Here is a 25,094-nt window from a genome sequence, read left to right on the forward strand (position 1 = left end):
TAATCCCGAAATATCCTCGGGGGGTGAGTTGGCCGCAGGCCAAGAGGGGGGCAGACAGCCCCCCTTTTTCCGCGATTGGGCTTGCCTCGCGCGGGTCCGCGCGCCAGCCTGTCGGGGCAACAGGAGAACGCCATGACCATCCCGCACCGCATTCAGGACTTCGCCGACGACCTGACGGCCATCCGCCGCGACCTGCACGAACATCCCGAACTCGGTTTCGAGGAAGTCCGCACGTCGGGCATTGTCGCGGCCCAGCTTGAAAAGCTGGGGATCGAGGTGACGACGGGTATCGCAAAGACCGGCGTGGTGGGCGTGCTCAGGGGCAACCGCCCCGGCCGCACCATCGGTCTGCGCGCGGATATGGATGCGTTGCCCATCGACGAGCAGACCAATCTGCCCTGGGCGTCGAAAACGCCGGGCGTGATGCATGCCTGCGGCCATGACGCGCATACCGCGATGCTGCTGGGCGCCGCGCGCTACCTGTCGGAAACCCGTGATTTCGCGGGCACGGCGGTGTTCATCTTCCAGCCCGCCGAGGAAGGTCTGGGCGGGGCTCGCCGGATGATCGCCGAGGGCCTGTTCGAGCGATTTCCCTGTGACGAGGTTTATGCGCTGCACAATTCCCCTTTCCACGCGCCGGGCGAGATTGGCCTCAAGCCCGGTCCGGCCATGGCGGGGGCGAATTTCTTCGACATCCGCGTCAACGGCAAGGGCGCCCATGCAGCGATGCCCGAAGCCTCGATCGACGCGCTGATGATTGCCGCCAGTCTGGTGGGCCAGATCCAGTCGGTCGTATCGCGCAACGTCCCGTCATCCGAGCGGATCGTCGTTTCGGTCACGCAGATCCATGCAGGCGCGGCCTATAACGTGATCCCCGAAAGCGCGCATCTGGCGGGCACGGTCCGCTATTTCAACCGCGACCTTGCGCAGTCGGTGACCGAGCGTCTGCAGGCGCTCTGCGACGGCGCGGCGGCGTCCTATGGCTGCACCGTCAGCCTTGAGATGCGCAATGTCTTCGACGTATTGGAAAACCACGCCGAGCAATCGCGCGCGATGCTAGAGGCCGCCGCCACGCTGGTGGGCGACAGGGCGGTCGAGCGGACAGAGGCAGTGATGGGATCCGAGGATTTCGCTGACATGCTGCAGGTCGTGCCGGGCGCCTATTGCACCGTGGGCCATGGCAGCGGTGTCGCCGTGCATAATCCGGGCTTCGTCTTCGACGACGCGACGCTGCCGCTGGGGGCCGCGCTGATGGCGCGAATGATCGAAACCCGGGGCACCGTGGAGTAAGGCGGGCCTTCGCCGCAGAACGCCTCCGCTGGCGGATGAGAGAGAAGGGGGGGCCGTCTGCCCCCCTCTTGGCCTGCGGCCAATTCACCCCCCGAGGATATTTCCGGATCAAAGATGCGGTGTGTGGGCGTGAAGAGCCCCCGGCAGGGCTTTCCACCGGGGGTGTTCCGAAGGGATATCCGGATCAGGCGGCGAACAGGACGCGGGCTTCGGCGCCCGACAGGACCGGGCGCGCGGCGTTGTAGGCGGCGCGGCCTTCCTCGGTCGCGAGTTCGGGGAACAGCGCAAGCAGCTCGGCGCGGATCTCGGCATCCATGGAATCGAGCACTGCTTCGGCGGGCTGGAAGCTTTCGGTCCACGAGCCTTCGGCGCGGATGATCTGATGGGTGTCGCACATCACGTGGACATAGCTGACCGGCCCCTTGCACATGCGGCTCACGCCGGGCAGGCCCAGCAGGTCCATGGCGCAGATCAGCACCTCGCTTTCGCCGAACATCAATTCGGCACGCGGGCCGCTGATCAGCATCCGGTGGCGCGGCGAGACGTAGAGGTCACGCTCGGGCAGGCCCTTGCCCAGCGCACCGGCTTCGATGCGGACCGGGACCACGCTGGGATGAGCCAGCGTTTCGGACATCGTGAAATCGTGGCGTCCCGTCCAGGCCAGCGGCTGGTAGCCGTGATCGCGGGTCAGGACCTTGTCGCCGGGCGTCAGGTCTTCGACCGCGACGCGGCCGCGCAGCGTGTCGATGCGGGTTCCGGGCATGAAGCAGATGATCTTCTCGAAGCTCTCGAAATCGAGCCGCGAGCCGTCGTCGAAGATCACGTATCCGTCCTGCGAGACGGTGCCGTCGGGATTGGTAACCGAATTGGTGATGAAGACTTCGGGGGCATCGTCGCCCTCGGGCAGGACCAGCTGGTCGAAGCCCGAGCCGCCATGGATATAGCCGGTGGTCGAGCTGATCACCTCGGCCTCGTCATCGCCCGAGCCCAGATTGATGCGCTCGATTTCTGTGAAGCTGGCGGTGTTGGCGCCTGACGCCATCGTGCCTTCTTCATCGCCGGTATAGGTGACCTTTGTGCTTTCGGTCATCAGCGTGGCGTCGATCTTGTCGCCCACGGTTTCACCGGCCTCGCCGCCGGTGATCTGGTGATTGCCGAACGTGTCGAAGACGCGGAAGGAATCGTCACCCGAGCCGCCATAGGCAGTGTCGTCGCCATTCCCCATGACCAGCGTGTCGTTGCCGAAGCCCGGTTCGGGCGAATCGCTCGGCGACCAGCCGCCGGTATCGCCGAAGGCGCTGTCGCCATACATCAGGTTGTCGCCTTCGCCGCCGATGATCAGGTCGTTGCCCTGACCGCCGATCAGCTTGTCGTCGCCTTCGTTGCCATAGAGCGTGTCGTCGCCCCGGTCGCCCCAGATCGAATCGGCGCCGTCATTGCCCGACAGCCAGTCGTTGCCGTCGCCGCCGAACAGCCAGTCATTGCCCGAGCCGCCCGAGATCGTGTCGTCGCCCAGTCCGCCATAAACCGTGTCGTCGCCGCCATTGGCCTCGATCACGTTACCCGAATCATCGACCGCGTCGCCGTCGCCATCGGTGTAGCCTGCCGACATCGATTCGGCGCCGTCGCTGCCATCGACGATGCCCGGCAGAGACAGCGACACCGTCTCGTCGCCCGAGACATTGTCGAAATCGATCTGCGTCAGCCCGGGATTGGTGTCGAGCGCGGTGATCTCGATCGCGCTGATATGGACGATATCGCCATTGGCATCGAGCGGCAGCAGCATGGTCGAGGTCGCGCCGCTGACATTGTCGGTGACTTCGACCATTACAAGCGTCATCGCCGCCGTGACATCGCTGCCCAGCGCGTTGGAATAGGTGACATTCGCCTGCAGCGTGCTGAGACCGGTGATGCTGCCGGTCGATGAGTTAAGATAGAGCGTGTCGCCCTCGGCCAGAACCGCGGGGTCCGTCTGCGCGGTGACCACGCCGGAATCCGAGACGCCCGTCAGGCCCGCACCATTCGTGAGCGTATCGCCGACAGAAAGGCTGGTGACATCTGTCAGGATCAGGTCGTTAAGCACGTTACTCATCAGAACAACTCCAGACGGGGGCATAGGACGCGTTTGCCCCGGTCTAGGACCGGATTGTGGGCATCAATGGTTCGAATCGGGGCAATTGTTGGGCGCGTGGAAACGGGGTGTTCCGGGGCGGCCCGCCGGTTTCAGGCCTGTTCGAGCGCGGCGCGGCAATGGCGCAGCATGAAGTCGATGAAGCGCTGAACCTTGGGGTCCTGCAGCTTGCGATGGGGATAGAGACAGCCCAGCATCGCGGCCTGTGGCGGCGTCTGGGGCAGGATCTCGACCAGCGCGCCGCTTGCCAGATGCGCGGCCACCTCGAAACGGGGTTTCATGACGATGCCCCAGCCGCCCAGCGCCCAGTCGAGGAGAACGTCGCCTTCATCGGTGTCGAACCGGCCCGAGACTTCAAGCTTCATCGGGCCGTCGGGGCCATCAAGCACCCAGAAATATTCAGGCGAGCGCGGGAATCTGAGCAGCAGGCAATTGTGGCCCAGCAGATCTCCGGGCGCTTTCGGCATCCCGGCCCGCGCAAGATAGTCGGGCGCGGCGCAGAGCACGCGCGGGCAATCGGCGATCTTGCGCAGCTTCAGCGTGGAATCCTGCGGCTGACCAAGGAAAAAGGCCACGTCCTGCTCGTCTTCGAACAGATCGACCCGCCGGTCCGACAGCCGCAGCCGAATCTCGACCTCGGGATGGGCCTCGCAAAACAGCGGCACCAGCGGCGCGACCAGCCGCCGGCCGACGCCCAGCGGCGCGGTCACCCGCACCGTGCCGCGCGGCTTCCCCTCAAGCCCCGCGATCGCTGCTTCGGCATCTTCAAGCGAGGCCAGCATGCCGCGCGCGTGATCGTAGAACAGACGCCCGGCCTCGGTTGTCACCAGCTTGCGCGTCGTGCGGTTCAGCAGCCGCGTGCCCAGCCGTTGCTCAAGCTCCTTGATGCGCTTCGAGGCCACCGCCGGCGTCAGCCGCAGGTCGCGCCCGCCCGAGGTGATCGAGCCCAGCTCAACCACCCGTACGAAGACCTTGATGCTTTCCAGATAGGGCAATTTTCGCTCCAATGCCCGGCGACTCGCCCGTTCCGTTGACAATCAAGCCCCGCGCAGCGCCCATTTTCAACAGAACGCGCAAACTCTGCCACGCTTTTCTGCGATTGCCCCCCAGCATGGCAGGGATAGGGTAAGGCGCGGCAAACAGGAGCGCGGGAATGACGGAACAGGTTTTGCGGGGTCGGGTTCTCAGTTTCCGCCGCCGTCCCGAGGGGCCTGCGGATCTTGCCGCCTGCGACTGGTTCGAAGACGGCGCGGTGCATATCCGGGACGGGATGATCGTCGCCACCGGCGATTTCGCCACCACCGCGCCCGCCGGGGTGAGTGTGACCGACCATCGCCCGCATCTGATCACGGCCGGTTTCATCGACGCGCATATCCATTTTCCGCAAGGCGAGATCGTGGCGAGTTGGGGCGCGCAGCTTATGGACTGGCTTGAAACCTATACCTTCCCGGCCGAGACCCGGTTCGCCGATCCGGGCCATGCCGGGCGCATTGCCACGGCCTTTTTCGACCTTCTCCTGATGAACGGCACCACCACGGCGTCGGCCTTCTGCTCGGTCCACCCCGCCTCGGTCGATGCCTATTTCACCGAAGCCGAGGCGCGTGGCCTGCGGATGCTGGGCGGCAAGGTGCTGATGGATCGCAACGCGCCCGTGGCCCTTCGGGACACGCCGCAATCGGCCTATGACGACAGCGCGGCGCTGATCGCGCGCTGGCACGGGCGGGGGCGGGCCTCGTATGTGATCTCGCCGCGCTTCGCGATCACCTCGACGCCCGAGCAGATGGCAGCCGCGCAGGCGCTGATCGCCGCCCATCCTGACCTGCATATCCAGACCCATCTGAGCGAAAACGACGCCGAAATCGCCTTTGCCTGCTCGCTCTATCCTCAGGCCAAGGGGTATCTCGATATCTACGACCGCTACGGGATGCTGGGCCCGAACGCGCTTCTGGGCCATGCGATCCATCTCTCGGATGCCGAGCGGGACCGCATTGCCGAGACCGGCGCGCATGCGGTCCATTGCCCGACCTCGAACCTGTTCCTCGGCTCGGGCCTCTTCGACGAGGCGGCGCTGGCGCAGCGCGGCGCGACATCCGGAATCGCCACCGATATCGGCGCGGGGATGAGCTGGTCGATGCTCCGCACCGGTGGCGCGGCCTATGCCATCGCCCAGCTTCAGAACCGCAAGCTCGACCCGCTGACAGGCTTCTGGTGGATCACGCGCGGCAATGCCGATGTGCTGGGCCTGACCGACCGGATCGGCACGCTCGAACCGGGGAGCGAGGCCGATCTCGTCGTCCTCGACAGCCACGCGACGCCGGAACTGGCGCTGAGGATGCAGGCGGCGCAGGATCTCAAGGACGAACTCTTCGCGCTTCTGATCCTCGGTGATGACCGGGCCGTGGTCGAAACCTATGCCAATGGCCGCGCCGTCAAACCGAAAGCGCCCCTCGCGGCCTGACCCTGACCCCCGGATCGGCTCAGGCAATGCTGCATTCCAAAGCAGGCCGCTTAACCCGTTGTTAACCCATCTTTAATCCGGAAATATCCTCGAGGGGTGAATTGGCCAAAGGCCAAGAGGGGGGGCAGACAGCCCCCCGGCCGTGCGGGCCCAGCGCAGGTCCTCAGTCGAAGCGCCGCAGGCCGTCCTCGGTGACGATCCCGTCAAGTCGCTGGTCATAGCCATCGATCGGCACCTCCGCGATTTCCTGCGCGCCATAGGCGAAGCCAAGCGCGGTGACCGGGCCCGCCTTGCGCAGCATGTCCAGCGTGCGATCATAGAAACCGCCGCCATAGCCCAGCCGGTAGCCGCGCGCGTCGAAGGCAAGAAGCGGCACGATCAGCACGCGGGGGATCATCGCGACGCCGTTCTCGGGCACGCGCGCACCGAACGGGCCGTCGACCAGCACCGCCTCGGGCGTCCACAGATGGAACAGAAGCGGCTGTGCCTGTCCCGGGATGACCGGCACGCCGACCGGCCCGTCATGGGCGGCCATGGGGGGGCGGGGGTCGATTTCGGTGCGGATCGGCAGATAGCCTGACACCGGCGCGCCGGGATACCCGGCCAGAGCCGCGCTCAGATGCGCCTGCGCCGCCGCGTCGAGACCCTTACCATGCGCGACCTTGCGCGCGGCGAAAGCGGCTTTGCGGGTTTCGGCCTTGATGTCGTCGATCATGGAAGCCTCGTGCGTTGGGCGGGTCAGAGCAGGATCGCTGAGGCGAGCCCGAGGAAGGCGAAGAAGCCCACGACATCGGTGACGGTGGTCACGAACGGCCCCGAGGCCAGCGCCGGGTCGACCTTGATCTTGTCCAGGATCACCGGCAGCACGATGCCGCTGAGCGCCGCCGCCGTCAGCGTGGCGACCATGGCCAGCGCGATGACCAGAGCCAACATCGGCACGCCGAACCAGACCCCGGCCACGCCGGCCATGATCAGCCCGAAGGCCGAGCCATTGATCAGCCCCACGATCAGTTCGCGCCAGATGACGCGGCGGGTATTCTGGCCGGTCAGCTCGCGTGTGGCGAGCGCGCGCACGGCGACTGTCATCGACTGGGTGCCCGCATTGCCCCCCATCGAGGCCACGATCGGCATCAGTACGGCCAGCGCGACCATGGCGTTGATCGCCTCTTCGAATTGCGCGATCACCGCCGAGGCGAAGATTGCCGTGATCAGGTTGATGAACAGCCACAGGAACCGGCTGCGCGCGGTGTCGATGATGCGGTCGCTGAGCGAGCTTTCCTCGTTCACACCGGCCATCCGCAGCATGTCTTCCTCGTGCTCTTCATCCAGCACGACCATGGCGTCGTCGATGGTGATCACGCCCACCAGCCTGCCCGCGTCATCGACCACCGGGGTCGAGATCAAATGGTATTTATTGAACATCAGCGCGACTTCGGTTTCGGATTCGCTGGCCTCGAATGTCCGGAAACTGTCTTCGGTGATGTCTTTCAGTGCCACGTCGCGTTTCGAGGCCAGCACCCGGCCCAGCGTCGCGTGGCCGGTCGGGCGGTGGCGTTCGTCCACAAGGATGACGTGGTAGAACTGGTCGGGCAGCCAGTCGATAGTGCGCAGATGGTCGATGGCTTCGCCCACCGTCCAGTCCTGCGGCGCGCTGACGGTTTCCGACTGCATCAGGCGACCGGCCGAGTATTCCGGCCAGGCGAGCGAGCTTTCGACCGCAGCCCGATCATCGCTTTCCAGCGAGCCGAGGATGAAGGCCTGATCGTCGTCTTCGAGATCCTCGATAATATCGACGACGTCGTCGGTATCGAGTTCGCGCATCGCCTCGGCCAGCGCCTCGCGCGGCAAGGCCTCGATGATTTCCTCGCGCAGGTTCTCGTCGAGTTCGGACAGAACCTCGCCATCGATCCCGGCAGGGTACAGGGTCAGAAGCGCGTGGCGCTGCTGGCTGCTGATCTGTTCCAGAAGGTCCGAAATATCGGCGGGGTGCAGGGGTTCCAGCGCTTCGGCCACCGCTCCGGCATCGCCCGCCTCGACGGCATCGAGGATCGTGTCGATGCGGTCGCTGTCGAGCTCGGAATGGCTCGATTCGTCGGACGGGTCTTCGGCACGCAGGAGGCGGAGTTCGTCGTCGGCGGGGTTTGTCATCGGCGCCTCGTTTGTGTCGTGCTTCTGGGTCGCGTTCTGTGCTCGTCCGGTGACGGACGCTGCCGCCCGTGCCCTTGGTTGTTATGCGCAAACGGCGTTTCGATAAAGGCCCGAGGCGCGGGTCTACGCGGTTGTGTCCGGGCTTATCTGTGGCGCGCGCAGCAGGTGGGCACCGAGGTGCTTACTCTGCCAGCAGGGCGAGCGCTTCGGCATGGATCGCCGGGTTCGCGGCGGCGATGACGCGGCCGCCGCGATGGGCGGGGCCGCCCGTCCAGTCGGTCACGATGCCGCCCGCCGCTTCGATCACCGCAAGCGGCGCCATAATGTCGTAGCTTTTCAGCCCGGCCTCGATCACCAGATCGATCTGCCCCGCTGCGAGCAGGGCATAGGCGTAGCAATCCATGCCATAGCGCGTGAGCCGGGCCCGGGACGAGACGCGCTCAAAGGCTTTGCGGTCCTCGGGGGTGCCGATCTCGGGGAAGGTGGTGAACAGGATGGACTGATCCAGAGGCCGCGCGGCGCGGGTGCCCAGCGTGTGGGTGCCGGTCGGGCCGGTGACGCGGGCGATGCCGAAGCCGCCGCAGAACCGCTCGCCGATAAAGGGCTGGTCAACGATGCCCAGCCGCGCGCCCTGATCGTCGGCCAGCCCGATCAGCACGCCCCAGGTCGGGGTGCCGGACAGGAAGCCGCGCGTGCCGTCGATCGGGTCAAGCACCCATGTCAGGCCCGACGTGCCGGGTTTGTCGGCTTGCTCCTCACCGAGGATCGCGTCCTGCGGGCGCATCTGCGCAAGGATCTCGCGCATTGCGGCCTCGCAGTCGCGGTCGGCCACGGTGACCGGGTCGAAGCCCTCGGCCTCTTTGTTGTCGGCGGTCAGGCCACGGGCGCGGAAGTGGCGAAGCGTCACGTCACGCGCGGCATCGGCCAGTGCGTGGGCCGTGCGCCAGAGTTCGGCGCGGGTTTCGGGCGAGAGATCGGCAGAGGGAGTCGTCGGGCGAGTCATCGGGCAAGTCCTCGGTCCAGGTCGGTGGTCGAGCTCGGCCGCCCAGATCGGCGGGGCTTGCCGAGGGTGTAGACGCGCCCGGCGTCAAAAGCCAGCGCCGCAAAGTATCAGCGCCGCCACACCCACGGCGGAAGCCGGGACATGGCGGCGCAGAGCACTCGTCACTACAACCGACGCAAGCATCCCGCGCCGGACGCGTCGCTTACAACGATGAACGGCTCACAGCAAGGCTGGATTTTGGGAAGGCTCGGTACGGGGTGAACGATCAGGCAACTGGTACTGTACGAGAAAAATACTGACTAAACTGGCTGTTACCGATCATGAACTGGTACAGATCACAGCGACGCAACCCCCCGTCAGGCGGCGTCGGAAAGAACCCGAGCGAGGTCGAACAAACGTTTTCGTTGCGCTTCGGGGATGGCGTAGTAAGCGCGGACAAGCTCCATCGCTTCCTTGTTTGCCAGAATGTCGGCTTCGACATCGGCGGCGTTTTCATCTTCGCTGAGGCCCTGAAAGAAGAACCCGATTTGCACACCGAGAGTCCGCGCGATGTCCCAAAGACGCGACGCGCTGACCCGGTTCATGCCGGTTTCGTATTTCTGGATCTGCTGGAACTTGATGCCGACAGAATCGGCCAGTTGCTGCTGCGTCATGCCGACCATCCAGCGTCTGTGCCGGATTCGCTTGCCGACATGCACGTCAACGGGGTGCTTCACGTCGATACTCCTTCGTATTCTGGCTGCCGAGCCCATGAGCGGACGTGCAGCCGACATCCGTCAAACAAGTACAAGCAATAACCGTGCCAAGTTTCGCGCACGGGAGATTTTTCTTCGACGCTCGAGTGAAATTCATCTTCTGGACGAAACATTTCCGCGGGTTCCCTCGCTGATCGTCTCTTCAAAGGTAAACATTCGTCCTTCACACGCGCTGAGGGAGTGTACCCCCCGGTTAGAGAAAGACCCGAAAACCCGGTTTCTAACATCGGAATATTTTAGCCGGTCGCTGCACGTCATCAAGTGTGATTTGCAAATTGCACCTCTTTTTGCATCAACCTTAACGTGTATTCGCATTTTGCGAAGGTATTCCCGGGTGATAAGGCCGCCACTTGACAGGGTTACAGGGCCTTCGCGGGTCCTATCTGGGTGCTTGTCCTTCGCGGCGGTCCTGTCCATTCTCGCCCCGGAGAGAGGAAATCCGCCCCATTTCGCAACCCATTGCCCCAGGAGCCCCCATGCGCGCCTTCGTTCTTGCGTCGACAGAGACACCGCCCGCCCTGACCGAACGTCCGGTCCCCGAGCCGCAGCCCGGCGAAATCCGGGTGCGTATCCGCGCCTGCGGTCTGAACTTCGCCGACCTGCTGATGGCCAAGGGCACCTATCAGGACATCCCGCCGATGCCCTTCGTCATGGGGATGGAGCTTGCGGGCGAGGTCGACGCGGTGGGCGAGGGGGTGTCGCGGCTCAGCCCCGGCCAGCGCGTCGCGGTCTTCGCAGGGCAGGGGGGGCTGGCGGAATACGGCTGTTTTCCCGCCGCGCGCTGCCTGCCGATCCCCGATTCCATGCCCTTTGACCACGCCGCCGGATTCATGGTGGCCTATGGCACCTCGCATATCGGGCTGAAGCACCGTGCGCGGCTGAAGGCGGGCGAGACGCTTCTGGTTCTGGGCGCGGCTGGCGGGGTCGGGCTCACGGCGGTCGAGATCGGCGCCAAGCTGGGTGCCCGCGTGGTCGCCGTGGCGCGCGGGGCGGAGAAGCTGAAAGTGGCCAAGGCCGCCGGGGCCTCCGTCCTGATCGACAGCGAGGGTGAAGACCTGAAAGCTGCGTTCAAAGCGCTGGGCGGCGTCGATGTGGTCTATGACGCGGTGGGCGAGCCCGCCGCCTCGGCCGCGCTGCGCGCGCTGCGGCCCGAGGGGCGCTACGTGGTGATCGGCTTTGCCGGGGGCACGGTGCCGCAATTCCCGGCCAATATCCTGCTGGTCAAGAATATCGACGTGATCGGCCTGTATTGGGGCGGCTATTCGGGCTTCGCACCCGAGGCGCTGACCGACTCGCTGGCCGAGCTGATGAAGATGTATGACGAGGGCGGCCTGCATCCCCATGTCAGCCACGCGTTGCCGCTCGAGAAAACGGCCGAGGCGATGGAGCTGATGCGCTCGCGCGCCTCGACCGGCAAGGTCGTCATCACGATGGGCGACTGAGTGCTTAACCGGCTGCGACGTCCGGCTGCGGGGCCGGGCGCTGCACGGGCTGGAGCGCGGGCTGCGCAAGCGGCTGAGGTTTGATCTCGCCGCCCCAGGCCTTGCGCAACAGTTCGGCCAGCGCGGTCACGCCGGGAATGGTGTTGCCGGGCCGCACATAGAGGTTGATCAGGAAGCTCGACAGATCCGGCAGCCCGCAACCGGCGGGGATGCGCTCGACATGCGGCGGTTCGGTGCCTGCCAGCAATGCATGGACCGCCATGTCGCAGCTCACTGCCGCTTCCAGCGTGCGGTCGGAATCGCTTTCGACCGCCGTTTCCCACGGCACCCCATCGCGGTCGAGCGCGGCGATGATGCCTGCACGGAACGCGCAGACCCGCCCCTGCGCCAGCCGCAGCGGTCGCTGGCGGAACGCCTGTCCGCCCGGAGCCCCGATCCAGACCAGCGGCAGATGCGCCAGCGTCTCGCCGCCCGCATCGCATTGCATCTCGGTCGTCAGGATCAGATCGCATTCGCCGCGCCCGAAAGCTTCCTTGGCGCGGATGGTGTTGAGCGTCTGAAGTTGCACATTCATGCGCGGAAACAGCGTGTTGAAATGACGCAGCACCTGCGGGATATGCGGATAGATGATGTCATGGGGCAGTGCGAAGCGGATCTCACCCTCGTATTCGCTGTCGGTCAGTCGCTCGACCGCCTCGTCATTAAGCGCAAGGATCCGCCGCGCATAGGACAGCAGTTGATCGCCCGCATTGGTCAGCGTCACGCCGCGCCCCGACCGGTCGAGCAGCGTCAGCCCGAGGCTTTCCTCGAGCCGCTTGATCTGCATCGAGACGGCGGATTGCGTGAGGTTCAGAAGCTGCGCCGCCTTGGTGACGCCGCCGAAATCGGCGATCGCGGCAAGGGCACGCAGGGCGGCAAGGTCGAGATTTCGGCGCATATCAAGATCCGTGAACATACCCATCAGAAACATTCGTTTCCCTTATACACCGGCTCTGGCTATCAGATCAACATCCGTGATGAACGGACGCCGACAGATCACGAAATGCGAGAGGATGTCCCGATGACCTGTGTCGATAGCCAAATGCAAGCGCCCGCCAGCCTGCACACCCAAGCCGCGCCGACGCGTCTGGGCCGGCTCGTCCGCATGGTTAAGGACGCGCCTGCGCTGGTGCGTCAGCGTGTCGCGCTGCGTCACCTCGACGACCGTCTGCTCAGGGATATTGGCCTGGACCGCGCCAGTGCCCGGGCCGAGGCTGAACGCCCTTTCTGGGATGGCCCGAACTGGTGGCGCTGAGCCGCCCGAACGCCGGTCGCCGACCCTTGTGACGGCCTCGCGCGCGTGCCCGGATACGGGCGCGCGCCGCTTGCCTGCGGGATGAATCGCGCGCGTACCCGACCACCGGATCTTGAAATGCGAGTCTTCCTTCCCGATATTGAAGGCAAGTCTGGTATCCGATGACGGGTGCCGTTCGTCCAACATCTTTACGGAGGGATACATGGCCAACTATCAGTCGGTGCGCACGTCCGACGCTGGCGCGCTTGGCGCACGGATCGACGAAGGCCTGCGCGCGCATATGAACAAGGTCTACGGCACGATGTCCGTAGGCATGCTGATCACCGCCGCGGGGGCCTGGGCCATTTCCGGTCTCGCCACGACCTCGGACCCGGCCGCGGCCGCGGCCCAGCTTCAGAACGGCCAGTACCTGTCGCAACTCGGCTATGCGCTCTATGCCTCGCCGCTGCGCTGGGTGGTGATGTTCGCCCCGCTCGCCTTCATCCTGTTCGGCTGGGGTGCGATGCTGCGCAATGCCTCGGCGGCGGCGATGCAGATCGCCTTCTATGTCTTCGCGGCGATGATCGGCGTTTCGCTCAGCTCGATCTTCCTGATCTATACTGATGCGTCGATCGTTCAGACCTTCCTTGTCACGGCCATCGCCTTCGCGGGTCTCAGTCTTTACGGCTACACCACGAAACGCGACCTTTCGGGCTTCGGCACCTTCCTTGTGATGGGGGTGATCGGGCTGATCGTGGCGATGGTGATCAACATCTTCCTGCAGTCGGCGGCGATGACCTTCGCGATCTCGGTGATCGGCGTGCTGCTCTTCGCGGGCCTGACCGCTTTCGACACGCAGTCGATCAAAGCCAATTACGTGGCCCATGCCCAGCAGGGTGACACCGAATGGCTGCAGAAATCGGCGATCGCCGGTGCGCTCAGCCTGTATCTGGACTTCCTCAACATGTTCCAGTTCCTGCTGATGTTCCTGGGCAACCGCGAATAAAGCGTTTCCATTCGTCTTCGAAAGGGCCGGTCGTAAGACCGGCCCTTTTTCGTTGCCGGCATCTTTGTTCCGAAAATATCCCGGGGGGTGCGGGGGGGCAGCGCCCCCCGCCCGGTCGTGCGAGACCTCGGCGCCGGAGGCGTCGCGGGCGAGGGCGAAATCCCTCACCCGGACGCTCATGGGCCTGAGGCGATGGTATTGTGGCGCACCAGCCTGTGTGCGTCTCAGGCGCTGTCATGGGCCCGCCGAGCGCTCCCAGCGGGAGCGCCAGGGCAGCGCGCCGCCGGGCCGGGCTCGTCACAAACGAAAAAGGCCACCCGCGCGGGGTGGCCCAATTCCGATACGGAGGACAGATCTTACTTGATCTTGCCTTCCTTGTACTCGACGTGCTGACGCACAACCGGATCGAACTTCCGGATGGTCATCTTTTCGGTCATCGTGCGGGCGTTCTTCTTGGTCACGTAGAAGTGGCCGGTGCCCGCCGTCGAGTTCAGACGGATCTTGATCGTCGTCGGCTTCGCCATGGGTGTCTCCTGCGCACGGCCGCCGCAGGCTGGCCGGTGAATTCCTTTGAAGCCCGCCTTTTACGCATCCCCGGGCCAGAGTCAACGCCCCAAACGCGGCAATTCGCTCAATAGGCGTTTTTCGTGGTCACAAGGCTGACCGGCGTCATCATCACGATCTTCAGATCCAGCCACAGCGACCAGTGTTCGATGTAATAAAGATCGTGTTCGATGCGCTGGGTGATCTTCTCCATCGAGTTCATCTCGCCGCGCCAGCCCTTGACCTGCGCCCAGCCGGTGACGCCCGGCTTGACCTTGTGGCGGGCCGAATAGGCCTGCTCGATCTGGTCATAGACGATGTCGCCGGTGCGCGCGGCGGTGGCGTGGGGGCGGGGGCCCACCATCGACAGATCGCCCATGATGACGTTGAAGAATTGCGGGAATTCGTCGATCGAGGCCCGGCGGATGAAGCGGCCCACCTTTGTCACGCGCGCATCGCCCTTGCGCACCGCCTTGACCGCCGTCGGATCGCACAGGTCGGTATACATCGAGCGGAATTTCAGCACAGCAATGGGCTTGTTGTTATAGCCGTGCCGCTTTTGTCGGAACAGGACCGGGCCGGGCGAGTCGAGCTTGATGGCGATGGCGGTGATCAGCATCACCGGCGACAGCAGCACGATGGCGAGCGAGGCGAAGAACAGGTCGAAGATCCGCTTTTCCACCGCCGCGAAACCGCCGATCGGGCGTTTGTAGATCTCGATCAGCCCGATCGGACCGATTTTCGAGCGCTTCTTGCGCGAATAATCGGGGATCTCGGTGCCCTCGGTCACTCGGATATCGACCGGCAGCACGAAGAGCCGCGCCAGCAATTCACGGATCCGCGCCTGCGAGGCGCCGGGGATCGCGATGATGACCGTATCGATTTTGGCCAGCCGGGCGAATTCGACCAGGTCGTCGACATCCCCGGTCTTGTGATAGCCCGCAAGCATCGCGGGCGAGCGCGGGTCCCTGCGCTCGTCGAAAAAGCCGCACATGCGCCGTCCGCGCCCGCGTTCGCGGTCGATCTCGCGGATCAGCGGTTCGATATCGGCGCCGCCGCCGACCAGCACGATCCGGTGTTCCAGAATGCCCGCCCGTACAAGGTGGTGGACCCGCGCCCGCATCGCCACGCGGCTCAGGCTCATCAGGCCGCCCGCAGCGAGTGTCCAGTACAGGCCCCATTCCTGCAGCGTGGTTATCGGCAGGCCCGCCCAGCCAAGGGCCACCAGCGTCAGCGCCAGCCCGCCCACGAGGCTGATCAGGCCGACTACGAGCCCCTTGCGCAACGAGCGCATGCGGCGAAATCCGTAGCCGCCCAGAAGCTTGGTCAGGAAGCTGACGATCAGCGCCCCCATCCATGCCGCGCCGACCGATTGCATCTGGCCCAGCATCGTATCCGTGACGAGGCTGTGCGCCAGCATCCCGGTCAGGCCGATGCAGAGCATGTCGGCGACGAACTGGATATAGCCCAGCACGCGCGGCTGCATGGTCGAGCGCGACAGCCGCTGCGCCGCCGCCAGCGCCTGTCCGCCCAGAAGCCGCGGGCGTGCGGTGCCGGTATGCGGACGGCGGCGATGGGTTTCCGTGAACAGGCGTTTTCGCGCGAAGGATTCATTCATGACTGTACCGACCGGCTTCCCAGATTACACGACCGGCGGTCTGGTGTGACGCGCCGGTTCGGGATCACTCTAGGGGCCGGGTCGGGCACAATTGTGGCACTTTGGGGCCAGACTGTCCCGTTTTCGGGATTTCCCCTATGCATTTTGCAATCAGCGCGTGTGCTGGGTGACTCGCGCCTCACACGCCGCGTGGCGTGGCGTGTTTCGGGCGCGTCGGCGGCTCGTTCTGATGGCGGGGGCAGGGGGTATTTGCGCGGATGGCCTGTAAGCCGGATTCTGTTCCGGGTTGCCCCGGCGACGACCATTCATCTGCCCCGTCCGTTACCGGCGGGGTCAAGCTGCCAACCCGGGCCTCTGGGCTGAGACGTCCCTGCGGCGATATCGGCCCGCCCGAAGACGAAACCGATCATGCCCGCGCGAGGCCCCTATTCGGCATTGCTCCCGGTGGGGCTTGCCATGCCGGTCCGGTTACCCGTCCCGCGGTGGGCTCTTACCCCACCGTTTCACCCTTGCCGCGGCCCATTGCCCTTGCGGGTGCCGGGCGGTGCGGCGGTCTGTTCTCTGTGGCGCTTTCCCTCGGGTTGCCCCGGCCGGGCGTTACCCGGCACCGTTGTCTCATGGAGTCCGGACTTTCCTCGGACCTTTCGGCCCGCGGCCGTCCGGCCATCCGCGCGACGGGTGTCCTACGCCGCGCATGGGCAGCCGTCAACGGGCGTCTATTCGGTGCACAGCGTCTCGCGGCGACCGCGGGCCGTGTAGACTTCCTGACAGCCGAAGATCGGCGTCAGCGGCGCGCAGGTGCCCGAGCGGGCAAGGCACAGCCCCTCGCAATCGCTGCCCTCGTCACAGGCCTGCCCGCCGTCGCGCGTGGTCTCGACACAGGCGAAAAGCCCGCTCGTGCCGCGCGCCATCAGTTGACCGCCCCGTTCTTGGCACAAAAGGCGCTGCTGGGCGAGGAAGGGGGGCTCGGGCGGCGGGGCGGGTTCCGCCTCTGGCGCGGGGGCTGGAATGGGGTCCTGAACGGCGGAAAGGTCGGGCTCAGGCGCGGCCGGACTGTCTGCCGGCCCATCGACCACGGCACCCGTATCTGTAGCCGCTTCCGCCAATGCGGCCCCGTCCCCTGCAGCAGGTCGATCCCCCGCGCCACAGGCGGCGAGGGTCAGGCAGAGCAGTAGGGCTAAGGCGCGCGTCATGTCGGTGCGGCGGCTCAATACGGCATCGGGTGTGCCTTGTGCACACCGTCGATGGCTTGCACCAGACCGTCGGGCAGCGTGGCCTCAAGCGCGGGAAGCTGTGCCTCGAGCTGCGCTGTATGGGTCGCACCGAGGATCGGGATCGAGGTGAAGGGCCGCGTGCGATGCCAGGCCAGCGCCATCACCACCGGGTCGATCGACCAGTCGCGCGCAAGGCCCAGATAGGCCGAGACGGCCTCGAAGACGCGCGGCGTGATCCGCCCGCCCAGATCGCCGGTGACCGAGCGACGCGAACCTTCGGGCGTGACATCGCCCGCGTATTTGCCGGTCAGAAGCCCCGCTGCGAGGGGCGAATAGGCCAGAAGGGGGATGTCCTCCTGCACGCTGGTTTCGGCCATGTCGGTGTCGAAGATCCGGCAAAGCAGCGAATATTCGTTCTGCACCGAGACAAGGCGCGGCAGGCCGCCTTCATCGGCCACCCGGCTCCATTGTGCGAGGCCCCAGGCGGTTTCGTTGGACATGCCCAGATGGCCGATCTTGCCTTCATCCATTAGCGCCTTCGCCTCGGTCAGGATCGCCCGCATATGCGCACGGGTGGCCTTGGCGTCGAAGGGCGCGTCGGATTTGGGCACGAAGCTCCAGTAGCGGCGGAAATGGTACGAGCCGCGATTGGGCCAGTGAAGCTGGAACAGGTCGATATGGTCGGTCTTCAGCCGGGTGAGCGATTCCTCGACCGCCGCGCGCAGGCGGGCGGGGTCGATCATCGGCGTGCCGCCCTCCATCGCGTGCGATCCTTCGCCGGTGACCTTGGTGGCAAGGATCATGCGCTCGCGCCCGCCATGCTTGGCGATCCAGTTGCCGATCACCGTCTCGGTCCCGCCGCGCTTGTCGGCCGAGACCGGGTTGGTGGGGTACATTTCGGCAGTGTCGAGGAAAACCAGACCGTGATCGAGCGCGAGGTCGATCTGGCGATGGGCGTCGTCCTCGGGCGTGTGGCGGCCCCAGGTCATCGTGCCGAGACAGATATCGGGAACGCGGGGGCCGTCGGGGCCGAGGGTCAGGGTTTTCATGCGAGGTCCTTTTTGCGCGGAAGGTAACGTCTCGGGACTGAAAGACAAGCCGCCAGACGGGTGGGAGGATTTGAGAACATAAAGAGAACATGATAGGCTGCGGGTATGAGCCGCAGCGTCGATTCCCCCCCGGTTTCCTTTGATTCCGATCCGGATCCCAATCCCGGCGCCGGGACTGGGGCGGCGCCGGATTCCGGGGCCGAGACGCCGCCGAGCCTCGATGCCCTGCGGCAGGCGCTGCAGAAGGCGCCGAGCCTTCTGGACGGGATTGACGGGGCCCCGCCCGAACCGCTCAGGCCGCTGCCGCAGATGGCCCTGTCGCGGGGCCGCGTGCACGAGGCGACGGGCCGGTCGCGGCGCCGTCTGGCGGCGCTGGCGGCGGGGGCGGCGCAGCCCGAAGGGCCGGTGATGTGGCTGCGCCCGGCCTGGCGGATCGAGTCGCTTTATCCCTACGGGATGCTGACCCTGATGCCCGATCCCGGCGCGCTGATCTTCGTCGCCTGCCCGAAGCCCGTCGATATCCTGTGGTGCATGGAAGAGGCGCTGCGTGCGGGCTGCGTGTCGCTGGTCGTGGCCGAGATCGTCGGGATGCCGGATCTGCGGCAGGTGCGCCGGTTGCATCTTGCTGCCGCCGAGGGGCTGGCGCGCAACCGCCGGGCCGGACGGATCAGCCCCGCGCCGCTGGGCCTGATGCTCGAGGCCGAGCGGGCCCAGAGCCGGGTGCCGGGGGTCGAGAGCCGCTGGGCGCTGCATCCGCTGCCGGGGCCCGAAGGGGTGACGCCGGTCGGACGCTGGCGGCTGGAGCGGCAGCTGGCGCGCGGCGAGCCGCCCCGCGACTGGGACATTCTGGAGACCCGGCTTCCCAGCGGCGCGCCGGGCCGAGAGCGGGCCTGAGTATTTGAGGCAGAATGAAGGGGCGCGGAGGCGCCCGGCGTCAGGGCTCCGCTATCGTCTGCGTGACGCCCCTTGGACGCGCGATGTGACAGGGCTGTCGCGGCCCTTGGCCATCCCGTCATTGGGAGGGGCGGGTTGATGCGCCGGACGGAAGAGGCGGCTCCTCAGACGCTTGCGCTGCAAGGGATGCAGAAGGGGATCGGTCGGTAGGGGAAACTCTGCCTGTGGCCCGCATGGACGCCGTCCGCGCGGAGGGCTTTCCTCAAGCGGAAATCCACGCCAGAGTGGCATGATCCAGGCTTATGGGAAGGGCGCGCATGGCGGGCTTTCGGCGCGAGGTTTCATCGCTGGGGGCGCTGGCCACCTTCGAGGCGGCGGCGCGGTTGCAGGGCTTTACCCGTGCCGCCGAAGAGTTGGGCGTGACGCAGGCGGCGGTTTCGCGCCAGATCAAGCTGCTCGAGGACGAGCTGAACATCGCGCTGTTCCTGCGCGGGCATCGCAAGGTCGCGCTGACGCCCGCCGGTCTGACGCTGTCGCGCGCGCTCACGGGCGCCTTCGATCAGGTATCCGAGGCGCTCGACACGATCCGCCGCCCCGCCGAGGGCAAGACGGTCACGGTGGCCGCGACGCTGGCCTTCACGCATTTCTGGCTGTTGCCGCGTCTGCCCGCCTTTCGCGCCGCGCATCCCGAGGTGCAGCTGAGACTGGTCTCGCAAGACAGCGGCTTTGACCTGCGGCGCGATGCGGTGGACGTGCTGGTGCATTATGGGCGCCCCCCGGTCGACGGCGCGCGCTGCCTTGCCACGCTGGCCGAACGGGTTTTTCCGGTCTGCGCGCCGGACCTTGCCGGGCAGCCGCTGGAAGCTCTGCCGCTGATCTCCTGTGAATGGACCGAGCCCACATGGATGGGCTGGCGCCGCTGGGCGCAGCGGGCGGGCATGGCGCCGGTGACGCGGCGCAGCGCGCTGCGGTTCAGCCAGTATTCCGACGCGATCTATGCCGCGATCGGCGGCGAGGGGGCGGCGCTGGGCTGGCAGGCGCTGGTGGGGATGCATCTGGAGGACGGGCGGCTGGTGCGGCTGGGCGAGGCCGAGGTCGTGCCAGACGAGGTGAACATGCTGCTGGTGCCGGTGACGCGACGGCCCGGCAAGCCCGCGCAGGTCTTCATCGATTGGCTGGTAGGGGCGTTTGAGCGCGCTCAGACATAAGCGCAGATTATTCAAACCCGGCTGATTTCTGGGCGTCACAGCGCCGGGGCGCGAGCGTAGCGTGGAAAGGTTCCACAGAGAGGTGCGCCATGAGCCTTGATGAATCCTTTCGTTCCGCCGCTGATTCCGGCCCCGCATCGGGCCCCGCCCGCCCGCGCGGCGGTCGCGCCGCGCGCAGGGCCGAGCGGGCGGCGCCTTCGGGCCCGCACACGCCTTTTATCGTCCGGGGCATCCCGACCTATGATGTCTTGTCCGACGAGGCGCTGTTGCGGATCGAAGAGGCCGCCGACCGCATTCTGGCCGAGACCGGGATCGAGTTTCGTGACGATCCCGAGGCGCTGGCGCTGTGGCGCCGGGCCGGGGCCGAGATGGACGGTGTGCGGGTGCGGTTTCCCAAGGGCATGCTGCGCGAGATCCTGAAAACCGCGCCGTCCGAGTTCACCCAGCACGCGCGCAACCCCGCCAACAGCGTTCAGATCGGCGGCAAGAACGTGGTCTTCGCGCCCGCCTATGGCAGCCCCTTCGTGATGGATCTGGACCGCGGGCGGCGTTTCGGCACGCTGGAGGATTTCGAGAATTTCGTGAAGCTCGCGCAGTCGAGCCCGTGGCTGCACCATTCCGGCGGCACGATCTGCGAACCGACCGATATCGCCGTCAACAAGCGGCATCTGGACATGGTCTATGCCCATATCCGCTATTCGGACCGGGCGTTTCTGGGCTCGGTCACGGCCGAGGAACGGGTCGAGGATTCGATCGACATGGCGCGGCTGGTCTTCGGGGCCGACTTTACCGACGCAAATTGCGTGATCATGGGGAATTTCAACGTCAATTCGCCGCTGGTCTGGGACGGGACGATGACGCGCGGCATGCGGGCCTATGCGCGGGCCAATCAGGGCGTGGTGCTGGTGCCCTTCATTCTGGGCGGGGCAATGGGGCCGGTGACGAGCGCCGGCGCCATCGCGCAGGCGCTGGCCGAGACGATGGCGGGCTGTGCGCTGACGCAGCTTGTCCGTCCGGGCGCGCCGGTCGTGTTCGGCAATTTCCTGTCGTCGATGTCGCTTAGATCCGGCTCGCCCACCTTCGGGACGCCCGAACCCGCCATCGGCTCGATGGTGATCGGCCAATTGGCGCGCAGGCTGGGCCTGCCGCTGCGCTGCTCGGGGAATTTCACCAATTCGAAACTGCCTGACGCGCAGGCGATGATGGAAGGCACGATGTCGATGCTGGCGGCGGTGCAATGCGGGGCGAATTACGTGCTGCATTCGGCCGGGTTCCTCGATGGGCTCCTGTCGATGTCGTACGAGAAATTCATGCTCGACTGCGACCTGTGCGGGGCGATGCATTCCTATCTGAAAGGCGTGGTCGTCGATGACGACCATCTGGCGGTCGATGCCTTTGCCGAGGTCGGGCCGGGCAACCATTTCTTCGGCTGCGCGCACACGCTGAAGCATTATGAAACCGCGTTCTGGGACAGTGAGCTGAGCGATAACGAGCCATTCGAGAAATGGGAGGCCAACGGATCCGAAGACGCGGCGTCGCGCGCAAACCGGCTGTGGAAGGCAAAGCTGGCGGCGTATAAGGCGCCCGCGCTCGATCCGGGGATCGACGAGGCGGTGCGCGACTTCATGGCCCGGCGCAAGGCGCAGGTCGCCGATCAATGGTACTGATCCGCGCCGTGTTCTTCGCCCTTGACCGGGCGGAGGCGCGCGCTTGATGGCCTCTTGGCGGCGGGTGCGATACGAGGCATCTTGCCCGCCAGCCAAGAGGGAGATCCGGCATGACAAGACCCTGGGCAGCGCCCGGGCAGGTGATCGGCTTGTTGGGCGGGTCATTCGACCCACCGCATGAGGGCCATGTGCACCTGACGCGCGAAGCGCTCAAGCGGCTGGGGCTGGACCGGGTGTGGTGGCTGGTCAGCCCCGGCAACCCGATCAAGGCGAACCCGCCCGCGCCGCTGGCCGACCGGGTTGCGGCCTCGCGCCGGATCATGCAGCACCCGGCGGTGACGATCACGGATCTGGAAGCCTCGTTCGGGACGCGCGCCACTGTCGACACGCTGGCCGCCCTTCAGCGCGCCTATCCGCTGGTGCGCTTCGTGTGGCTGATGGGGGCGGACAATCTGGCCGGGTTCCATCAATGGGACCGCTGGCCCGAAATCGTCGCCCGTGTGCCGATCGCCGTCTTCGCACGGCCCGGCCAGCGGATGCGGGCGCTGCATTCCCGTGCCGCACAGCGATTCGAAAATGCCCGGATCCGGGGGGGCGGGATCCGGCGATTGGGGCAGGCCGAGCCGCCGGCATGGGCCTATCTGGATATGCCGATGCGGCATATTTCCTCGACCCAGCTGCGCGCCGCGCGCAAAATCGCCCCCTGACCGACAGGAATCCGCCCAAGAATAATCGCTTTGAGCAGGCAGATTTGATGTAAGGTAAGACCGGATTAAGGTTGTGACCCAGCATTTGAATGAATCAGGTTTGACGATGGTTGGTAACGGTCGCGGTTTGAGCAGGCGCGGAATGCTGGCAGGTTTGCTGGCGGGCGCCGCATCGCCCGCCTTGGCCCGGGCGCCCAGCCGCTCCCCGCTCCCGCCCGCACGTCCGGAAAACAACCGGTTTGCCGCGCTGGCGCTCGATGAGCCCATTGCGCAGGCGCCGCTCAGTTCGCTGTCCTCGGTTCTGGAGGCCGCGAATATCAGCGGCGAGACGGCGGTGATCGCCGTCGATGCCCAGAGCGGCGCGGTGATCGAAGAGCATCGCTCGAACCTGCTGGTGCCGCCTGCGAGCACCGCCAAAGCCCTGACGACGATGTACGCCCTGCAGACGCTGGGCGCCGAGTATCGGTTCATCACCCGCGTTGAGGCGCGGGGCGGGCAGATCGAGGCGGGAGTGCTGAACGGCGATCTGGTGCTGCGCGGCGGTGGCGATCCGACGCTGCAGACCGCGCATCTGGCACAATTGGCCGACGAGTTGATCGACCGCGGGCTGCGCCGGGTCGAGGGGCGGTTCCTGCTCGATGACGGGGCGCTGCCGGTGCTCGAACAGATCGACCCGACACAGCCGGTCGCGGCGGGTTACAACCCGGCGGTGGGCGGTCTGAACCTGAATTTCAACCGCGTTTATTTCGGATGGGAGACGCTGAACGGTCGCGCCGCGCTGTCGATGGATGCGCGCTCGGGCTCGGAAGTGCCGCCGGTTTCGGTGATTGGCATCGAAGCGGTCTCGCGCGATTTCCCGGTCTACACCTATACCAGCCGGGGCGGGCGCGAGACGTGGACGGTCGCGGCCAGCGCTCTGGGCCGGTCAGGGTCGCGCTGGTTGCCGGTGCGGCATCCGACGGAATACGCGGGCGACGTGCTGCGTGTGATGCTGCAAGCGCGCGGCTGTATCGTTCCCGAGCCGCGTCGCGCAAGCGTGCCTGCCGGGGCCATTCTGGCCGAGTACCGCTCGTCCACCTTGCCGGGCGTGCTGCGGGAGATGCTGCGCTATTCGACCAACATCACCGCCGAATGCGCGGGGCTCAGCGCGTCGCTGCGGCGGGGCGGCTCGGTGCGGACGCTGTCGAATTCCGCCGATCGGATGAATGGCTGGCTGGCCGAGCGCTATGGCGCGCGCGGGCTGGCGCTGGTCGATCATTCGGGGCTGTCCGACGAATCGCGCGTCTCGGCGCGGGCGATGGCCGAGTACCTGGTCGCCGCAAGGCGCGAGAATATCCTGCCCGGTCTGCTGCGCGAGCATCCGATGCGGGATTCGAGCGGCGCGCCCATGGCCTCGCACCCGGTGCAGGTGCATGCCAAGACCGGCACGCTCAACTTCGTCTCTGCGCTGGCGGGCTATGCCCAACCGCGCGGCGGGCGCGAGATCGTGTTCGCCATCGTCAGCGCCGACATGGCGCGGCGGCGCGCCATCCGCGACGAAGATTCCGAGCGTCCGCCCGGAGCCCGGTCGTGGACCGCACGCGCCCGCAACCTGCAACAGACGCTGATCGAACGATGGTCGGCACTGCACGGGTGAGACGCCCGGTCACGCGCCGTCTCAGCGGGCTCGGGGTGCTGGCGCTGGGGCTTGCCGCGCTGGGCGCGATTGCATGGCGTGTGTATCTTCCCGGTATCGAAACCGAGATCCGAACGCGCGCGCAAATGGTTACCGCGCTCTCGCGGCAGGAGGCCGGGATCGAGGTTTCGGGCCGGGACATCCGTGTATCGGGCTCTGCCGACAGTGCCGAGGCGCGCGCGGCGCTGCTTGCCGCGCTGCATGCCGTGCCGGGGGGGCGGGTGGTGGGTGATACGCTTTCGGTCCTGCCGCACGCCGCGCCGTATATCCTGAACATCGCGCGCAGCGATCAGGGCCTGCATGCGCGCGGGGTGGTACCGTCGCGCGCAGCGCAGGATCGGCTGGCGGCGCGGGGGATAAGCGGCGTGACGCTGGCCTCGGGCGCGCCGGACGCAGCTTGGATCGACGCCGCGCTGGCGGCGGTGACGGGGGCCGAGGGGCTGCTGGCCGGGCAGGCCGAGCTGCGCGACCGCCAGCTGGTGGTGCTGGGCACGGTACTGACGCCGGTCGAAGGCGCGGCGCTGCAGCAGGCGGTACGCGCGGCCTTGCCCGAGGGCTACGCGCCGCGTTTCGAGCTGAGCTATCGCGACGACCTGACGCTGCCCGCCTACCGGCTGCATTACGATCCGGTCTCGGGGCCGTGGCTGGATGGCAAGCTGCCGGTGGGCGTCGGGCCGGGAGACGTGGCGGCGGCGCTGGGGCTTGAGGATATCGATACCGGCGCCGACCGCGCGCAGCTGGGCGAGCCTGAAGAGCTGACGCCGGTCATCGCCGCGCTGCGGCCTTGGCTGCCCCGGGTCGCGGTGCTGGATGTGCGGGTTGCCGCAGACAGCGTGCGGGTCGAGGCCGGGTTCGGGCCGGGTGCCGACTTGGCGCGCAGCGAGGCCGACTTGCATGCCGCGCTGGATGCCGTGGCACCGGGTGCCGAGCTGCGGGTGTTCCGCGTGGATGAGCAGGAGGAGACGCGATGATGCAGGGATGGGCCTATCTCTTGGGCGAGATCTGGCTGTTGC

General features: G+C 66.4%; 22 protein-coding genes and 1 other RNA gene. 11 read left to right on the forward strand and 12 right to left on the reverse strand.

The window, feature by feature from the left end:
- Positions 1-132 precede the first annotated feature (132 nt).
- Entirely contained in the window at positions 133-1,290 is a 1,158-nt protein-coding gene (locus JI664_RS10230; protein ID WP_207013659.1) for a M20 aminoacylase family protein, read from the forward strand.
- Positions 1,291-1,474: 184 nt separating this feature from the next.
- On the opposite strand, the gene JI664_RS10235 is transcribed toward JI664_RS10230, so the two are convergent.
- Positions 1,475-3,382 (reverse strand): Hint domain-containing protein, encoded by a 1,908-nt coding sequence (locus tag JI664_RS10235; protein WP_207013660.1) that lies wholly within the window; start codon positions 3,380-3,382, stop codon positions 1,475-1,477.
- A 131-nt stretch (positions 3,383-3,513) separates the two neighbouring features.
- Positions 3,514-4,416, reverse strand: a complete 903-nt coding sequence (locus JI664_RS10240) for a LysR family transcriptional regulator (protein WP_207013661.1) — start codon at positions 4,414-4,416, stop codon at positions 3,514-3,516.
- Between the two features lie 158 nt (positions 4,417-4,574).
- Here JI664_RS10240 and guaD point away from each other — a divergent pair, with 158 nt between their 5' ends.
- Complete coding sequence (gene guaD / locus JI664_RS10245) at positions 4,575-5,879, forward strand: guanine deaminase (RefSeq protein WP_207013662.1); 1,305 nt, start codon at positions 4,575-4,577, stop codon at positions 5,877-5,879.
- Positions 5,880-6,042: 163 nt separating this feature from the next.
- On the opposite strand, the gene JI664_RS10250 is transcribed toward guaD, so the two are convergent.
- The 4 genes from JI664_RS10250 to JI664_RS10265 all read right to left on the reverse strand — a co-directional run bounded on the left by JI664_RS10250 (position 6,043) and on the right by JI664_RS10265 (position 9,746).
- Positions 6,043-6,594 (reverse strand): 5-formyltetrahydrofolate cyclo-ligase, encoded by a 552-nt coding sequence (locus JI664_RS10250; protein ID WP_207013663.1) that lies wholly within the window; start codon positions 6,592-6,594, stop codon positions 6,043-6,045.
- Positions 6,595-6,617: 23 nt separating this feature from the next.
- Positions 6,618-8,027, reverse strand: coding sequence for a magnesium transporter (gene mgtE, locus JI664_RS10255; RefSeq protein ID WP_207013664.1), 1,410 nt, complete (start codon positions 8,025-8,027; stop codon positions 6,618-6,620).
- 181 nt (positions 8,028-8,208) lie between these two features.
- The gene (locus tag JI664_RS10260; RefSeq protein ID WP_207013665.1) at positions 8,209-9,030 is read right to left on the reverse strand and encodes an inositol monophosphatase family protein; all 822 of its coding nucleotides are present in this window, start codon (positions 9,028-9,030) and stop codon (positions 8,209-8,211) included.
- Positions 9,031-9,386: 356 nt separating this feature from the next.
- A complete protein-coding gene (locus tag JI664_RS10265) occupies positions 9,387-9,746 on the reverse strand; it encodes a helix-turn-helix domain-containing protein (RefSeq protein WP_207013834.1) in 360 nt (119 codons plus the stop codon).
- Between the two features lie 515 nt (positions 9,747-10,261).
- Between JI664_RS10265 and JI664_RS10270 the strand changes: the two genes are divergently transcribed.
- Complete coding sequence (locus JI664_RS10270; protein ID WP_207013666.1) at positions 10,262-11,227, forward strand: NADPH:quinone oxidoreductase family protein; 966 nt, start codon at positions 10,262-10,264, stop codon at positions 11,225-11,227.
- 4 nt (positions 11,228-11,231) lie between these two features.
- Here the strand turns inward: JI664_RS10270 and JI664_RS10275 are convergent, their stop codons facing one another.
- The gene (locus JI664_RS10275) at positions 11,232-12,164 is read right to left on the reverse strand and encodes a LysR family transcriptional regulator (protein ID WP_207013835.1); all 933 of its coding nucleotides are present in this window, start codon (positions 12,162-12,164) and stop codon (positions 11,232-11,234) included.
- Between the two features lie 123 nt (positions 12,165-12,287).
- Here JI664_RS10275 and JI664_RS10280 point away from each other — a divergent pair, with 123 nt between their 5' ends.
- The gene (locus JI664_RS10280) at positions 12,288-12,521 is read left to right on the forward strand and encodes a DUF1127 domain-containing protein (RefSeq protein WP_286174016.1); all 234 of its coding nucleotides are present in this window, start codon (positions 12,288-12,290) and stop codon (positions 12,519-12,521) included.
- A gap of 202 nt (positions 12,522-12,723) precedes the next feature.
- A complete protein-coding gene (locus JI664_RS10285) occupies positions 12,724-13,506 on the forward strand; it encodes a Bax inhibitor-1/YccA family protein (protein ID WP_207013667.1) in 783 nt (260 codons plus the stop codon).
- A 356-nt stretch (positions 13,507-13,862) separates the two neighbouring features.
- On the opposite strand, the gene rpmG is transcribed toward JI664_RS10285, so the two are convergent.
- The 5 genes from rpmG to JI664_RS10310 all read right to left on the reverse strand — a co-directional run bounded on the left by rpmG (position 13,863) and on the right by JI664_RS10310 (position 17,930).
- Entirely contained in the window at positions 13,863-14,030 is a 168-nt protein-coding gene (gene rpmG / locus JI664_RS10290; protein ID WP_068303983.1) for a 50S ribosomal protein L33, read from the reverse strand.
- Positions 14,031-14,137: 107 nt separating this feature from the next.
- The gene (locus JI664_RS10295; protein ID WP_207013668.1) at positions 14,138-15,667 is read right to left on the reverse strand and encodes an undecaprenyl-phosphate glucose phosphotransferase; all 1,530 of its coding nucleotides are present in this window, start codon (positions 15,665-15,667) and stop codon (positions 14,138-14,140) included.
- Between the two features lie 249 nt (positions 15,668-15,916).
- An RNA gene (gene rnpB, locus JI664_RS10300) (RNase P RNA component class A) lies at positions 15,917-16,338 on the reverse strand.
- Between the two features lie 45 nt (positions 16,339-16,383).
- Positions 16,384-16,578, reverse strand: a complete 195-nt coding sequence (locus JI664_RS10305; RefSeq protein WP_207013669.1) for a hypothetical protein — start codon at positions 16,576-16,578, stop codon at positions 16,384-16,386.
- 296 nt (positions 16,579-16,874) lie between these two features.
- Positions 16,875-17,930, reverse strand: a complete 1,056-nt coding sequence (locus JI664_RS10310; protein WP_207013670.1) for an aldo/keto reductase — start codon at positions 17,928-17,930, stop codon at positions 16,875-16,877.
- Between the two features lie 105 nt (positions 17,931-18,035).
- Here JI664_RS10310 and JI664_RS10315 point away from each other — a divergent pair, with 105 nt between their 5' ends.
- From JI664_RS10315 to JI664_RS10340, 6 genes are all read left to right on the forward strand, one after another.
- Positions 18,036-18,824: an ImuA family protein gene (locus JI664_RS10315; RefSeq protein ID WP_207013671.1), complete on the forward strand. Its 789-nt coding sequence runs from the start codon at positions 18,036-18,038 to the stop codon at positions 18,822-18,824.
- 317 nt (positions 18,825-19,141) lie between these two features.
- Entirely contained in the window at positions 19,142-20,032 is an 891-nt protein-coding gene (locus tag JI664_RS10320) for a LysR substrate-binding domain-containing protein (protein ID WP_207013672.1), read from the forward strand.
- Positions 20,033-20,121: 89 nt separating this feature from the next.
- Positions 20,122-21,699 (forward strand): trimethylamine methyltransferase family protein, encoded by a 1,578-nt coding sequence (locus JI664_RS10325; RefSeq protein ID WP_207013673.1) that lies wholly within the window; start codon positions 20,122-20,124, stop codon positions 21,697-21,699.
- 110 nt (positions 21,700-21,809) lie between these two features.
- Complete coding sequence (locus JI664_RS10330; RefSeq protein WP_207013674.1) at positions 21,810-22,406, forward strand: nicotinate-nucleotide adenylyltransferase; 597 nt, start codon at positions 21,810-21,812, stop codon at positions 22,404-22,406.
- Between the two features lie 142 nt (positions 22,407-22,548).
- Positions 22,549-24,042 carry a D-alanyl-D-alanine carboxypeptidase/D-alanyl-D-alanine endopeptidase gene (gene dacB / locus JI664_RS10335; RefSeq protein ID WP_286174020.1) on the forward strand — a complete coding sequence of 498 codons (1,494 nt, stop codon included), beginning with the start codon at positions 22,549-22,551 and terminating at the stop codon, positions 24,040-24,042.
- Entirely contained in the window at positions 24,021-25,052 is a 1,032-nt protein-coding gene (locus JI664_RS10340; protein ID WP_207013675.1) for a hypothetical protein, read from the forward strand. Before dacB ends, JI664_RS10340 begins: the two co-directional genes overlap by 22 nt.
- The last annotated feature ends 42 nt before the right edge of the window (positions 25,053-25,094 follow it).

Source organism: Rhodobacter sp. NTK016B (assembly GCF_017303295.1).
GTDB lineage: Bacteria > Pseudomonadota > Alphaproteobacteria > Rhodobacterales > Rhodobacteraceae > Pararhodobacter.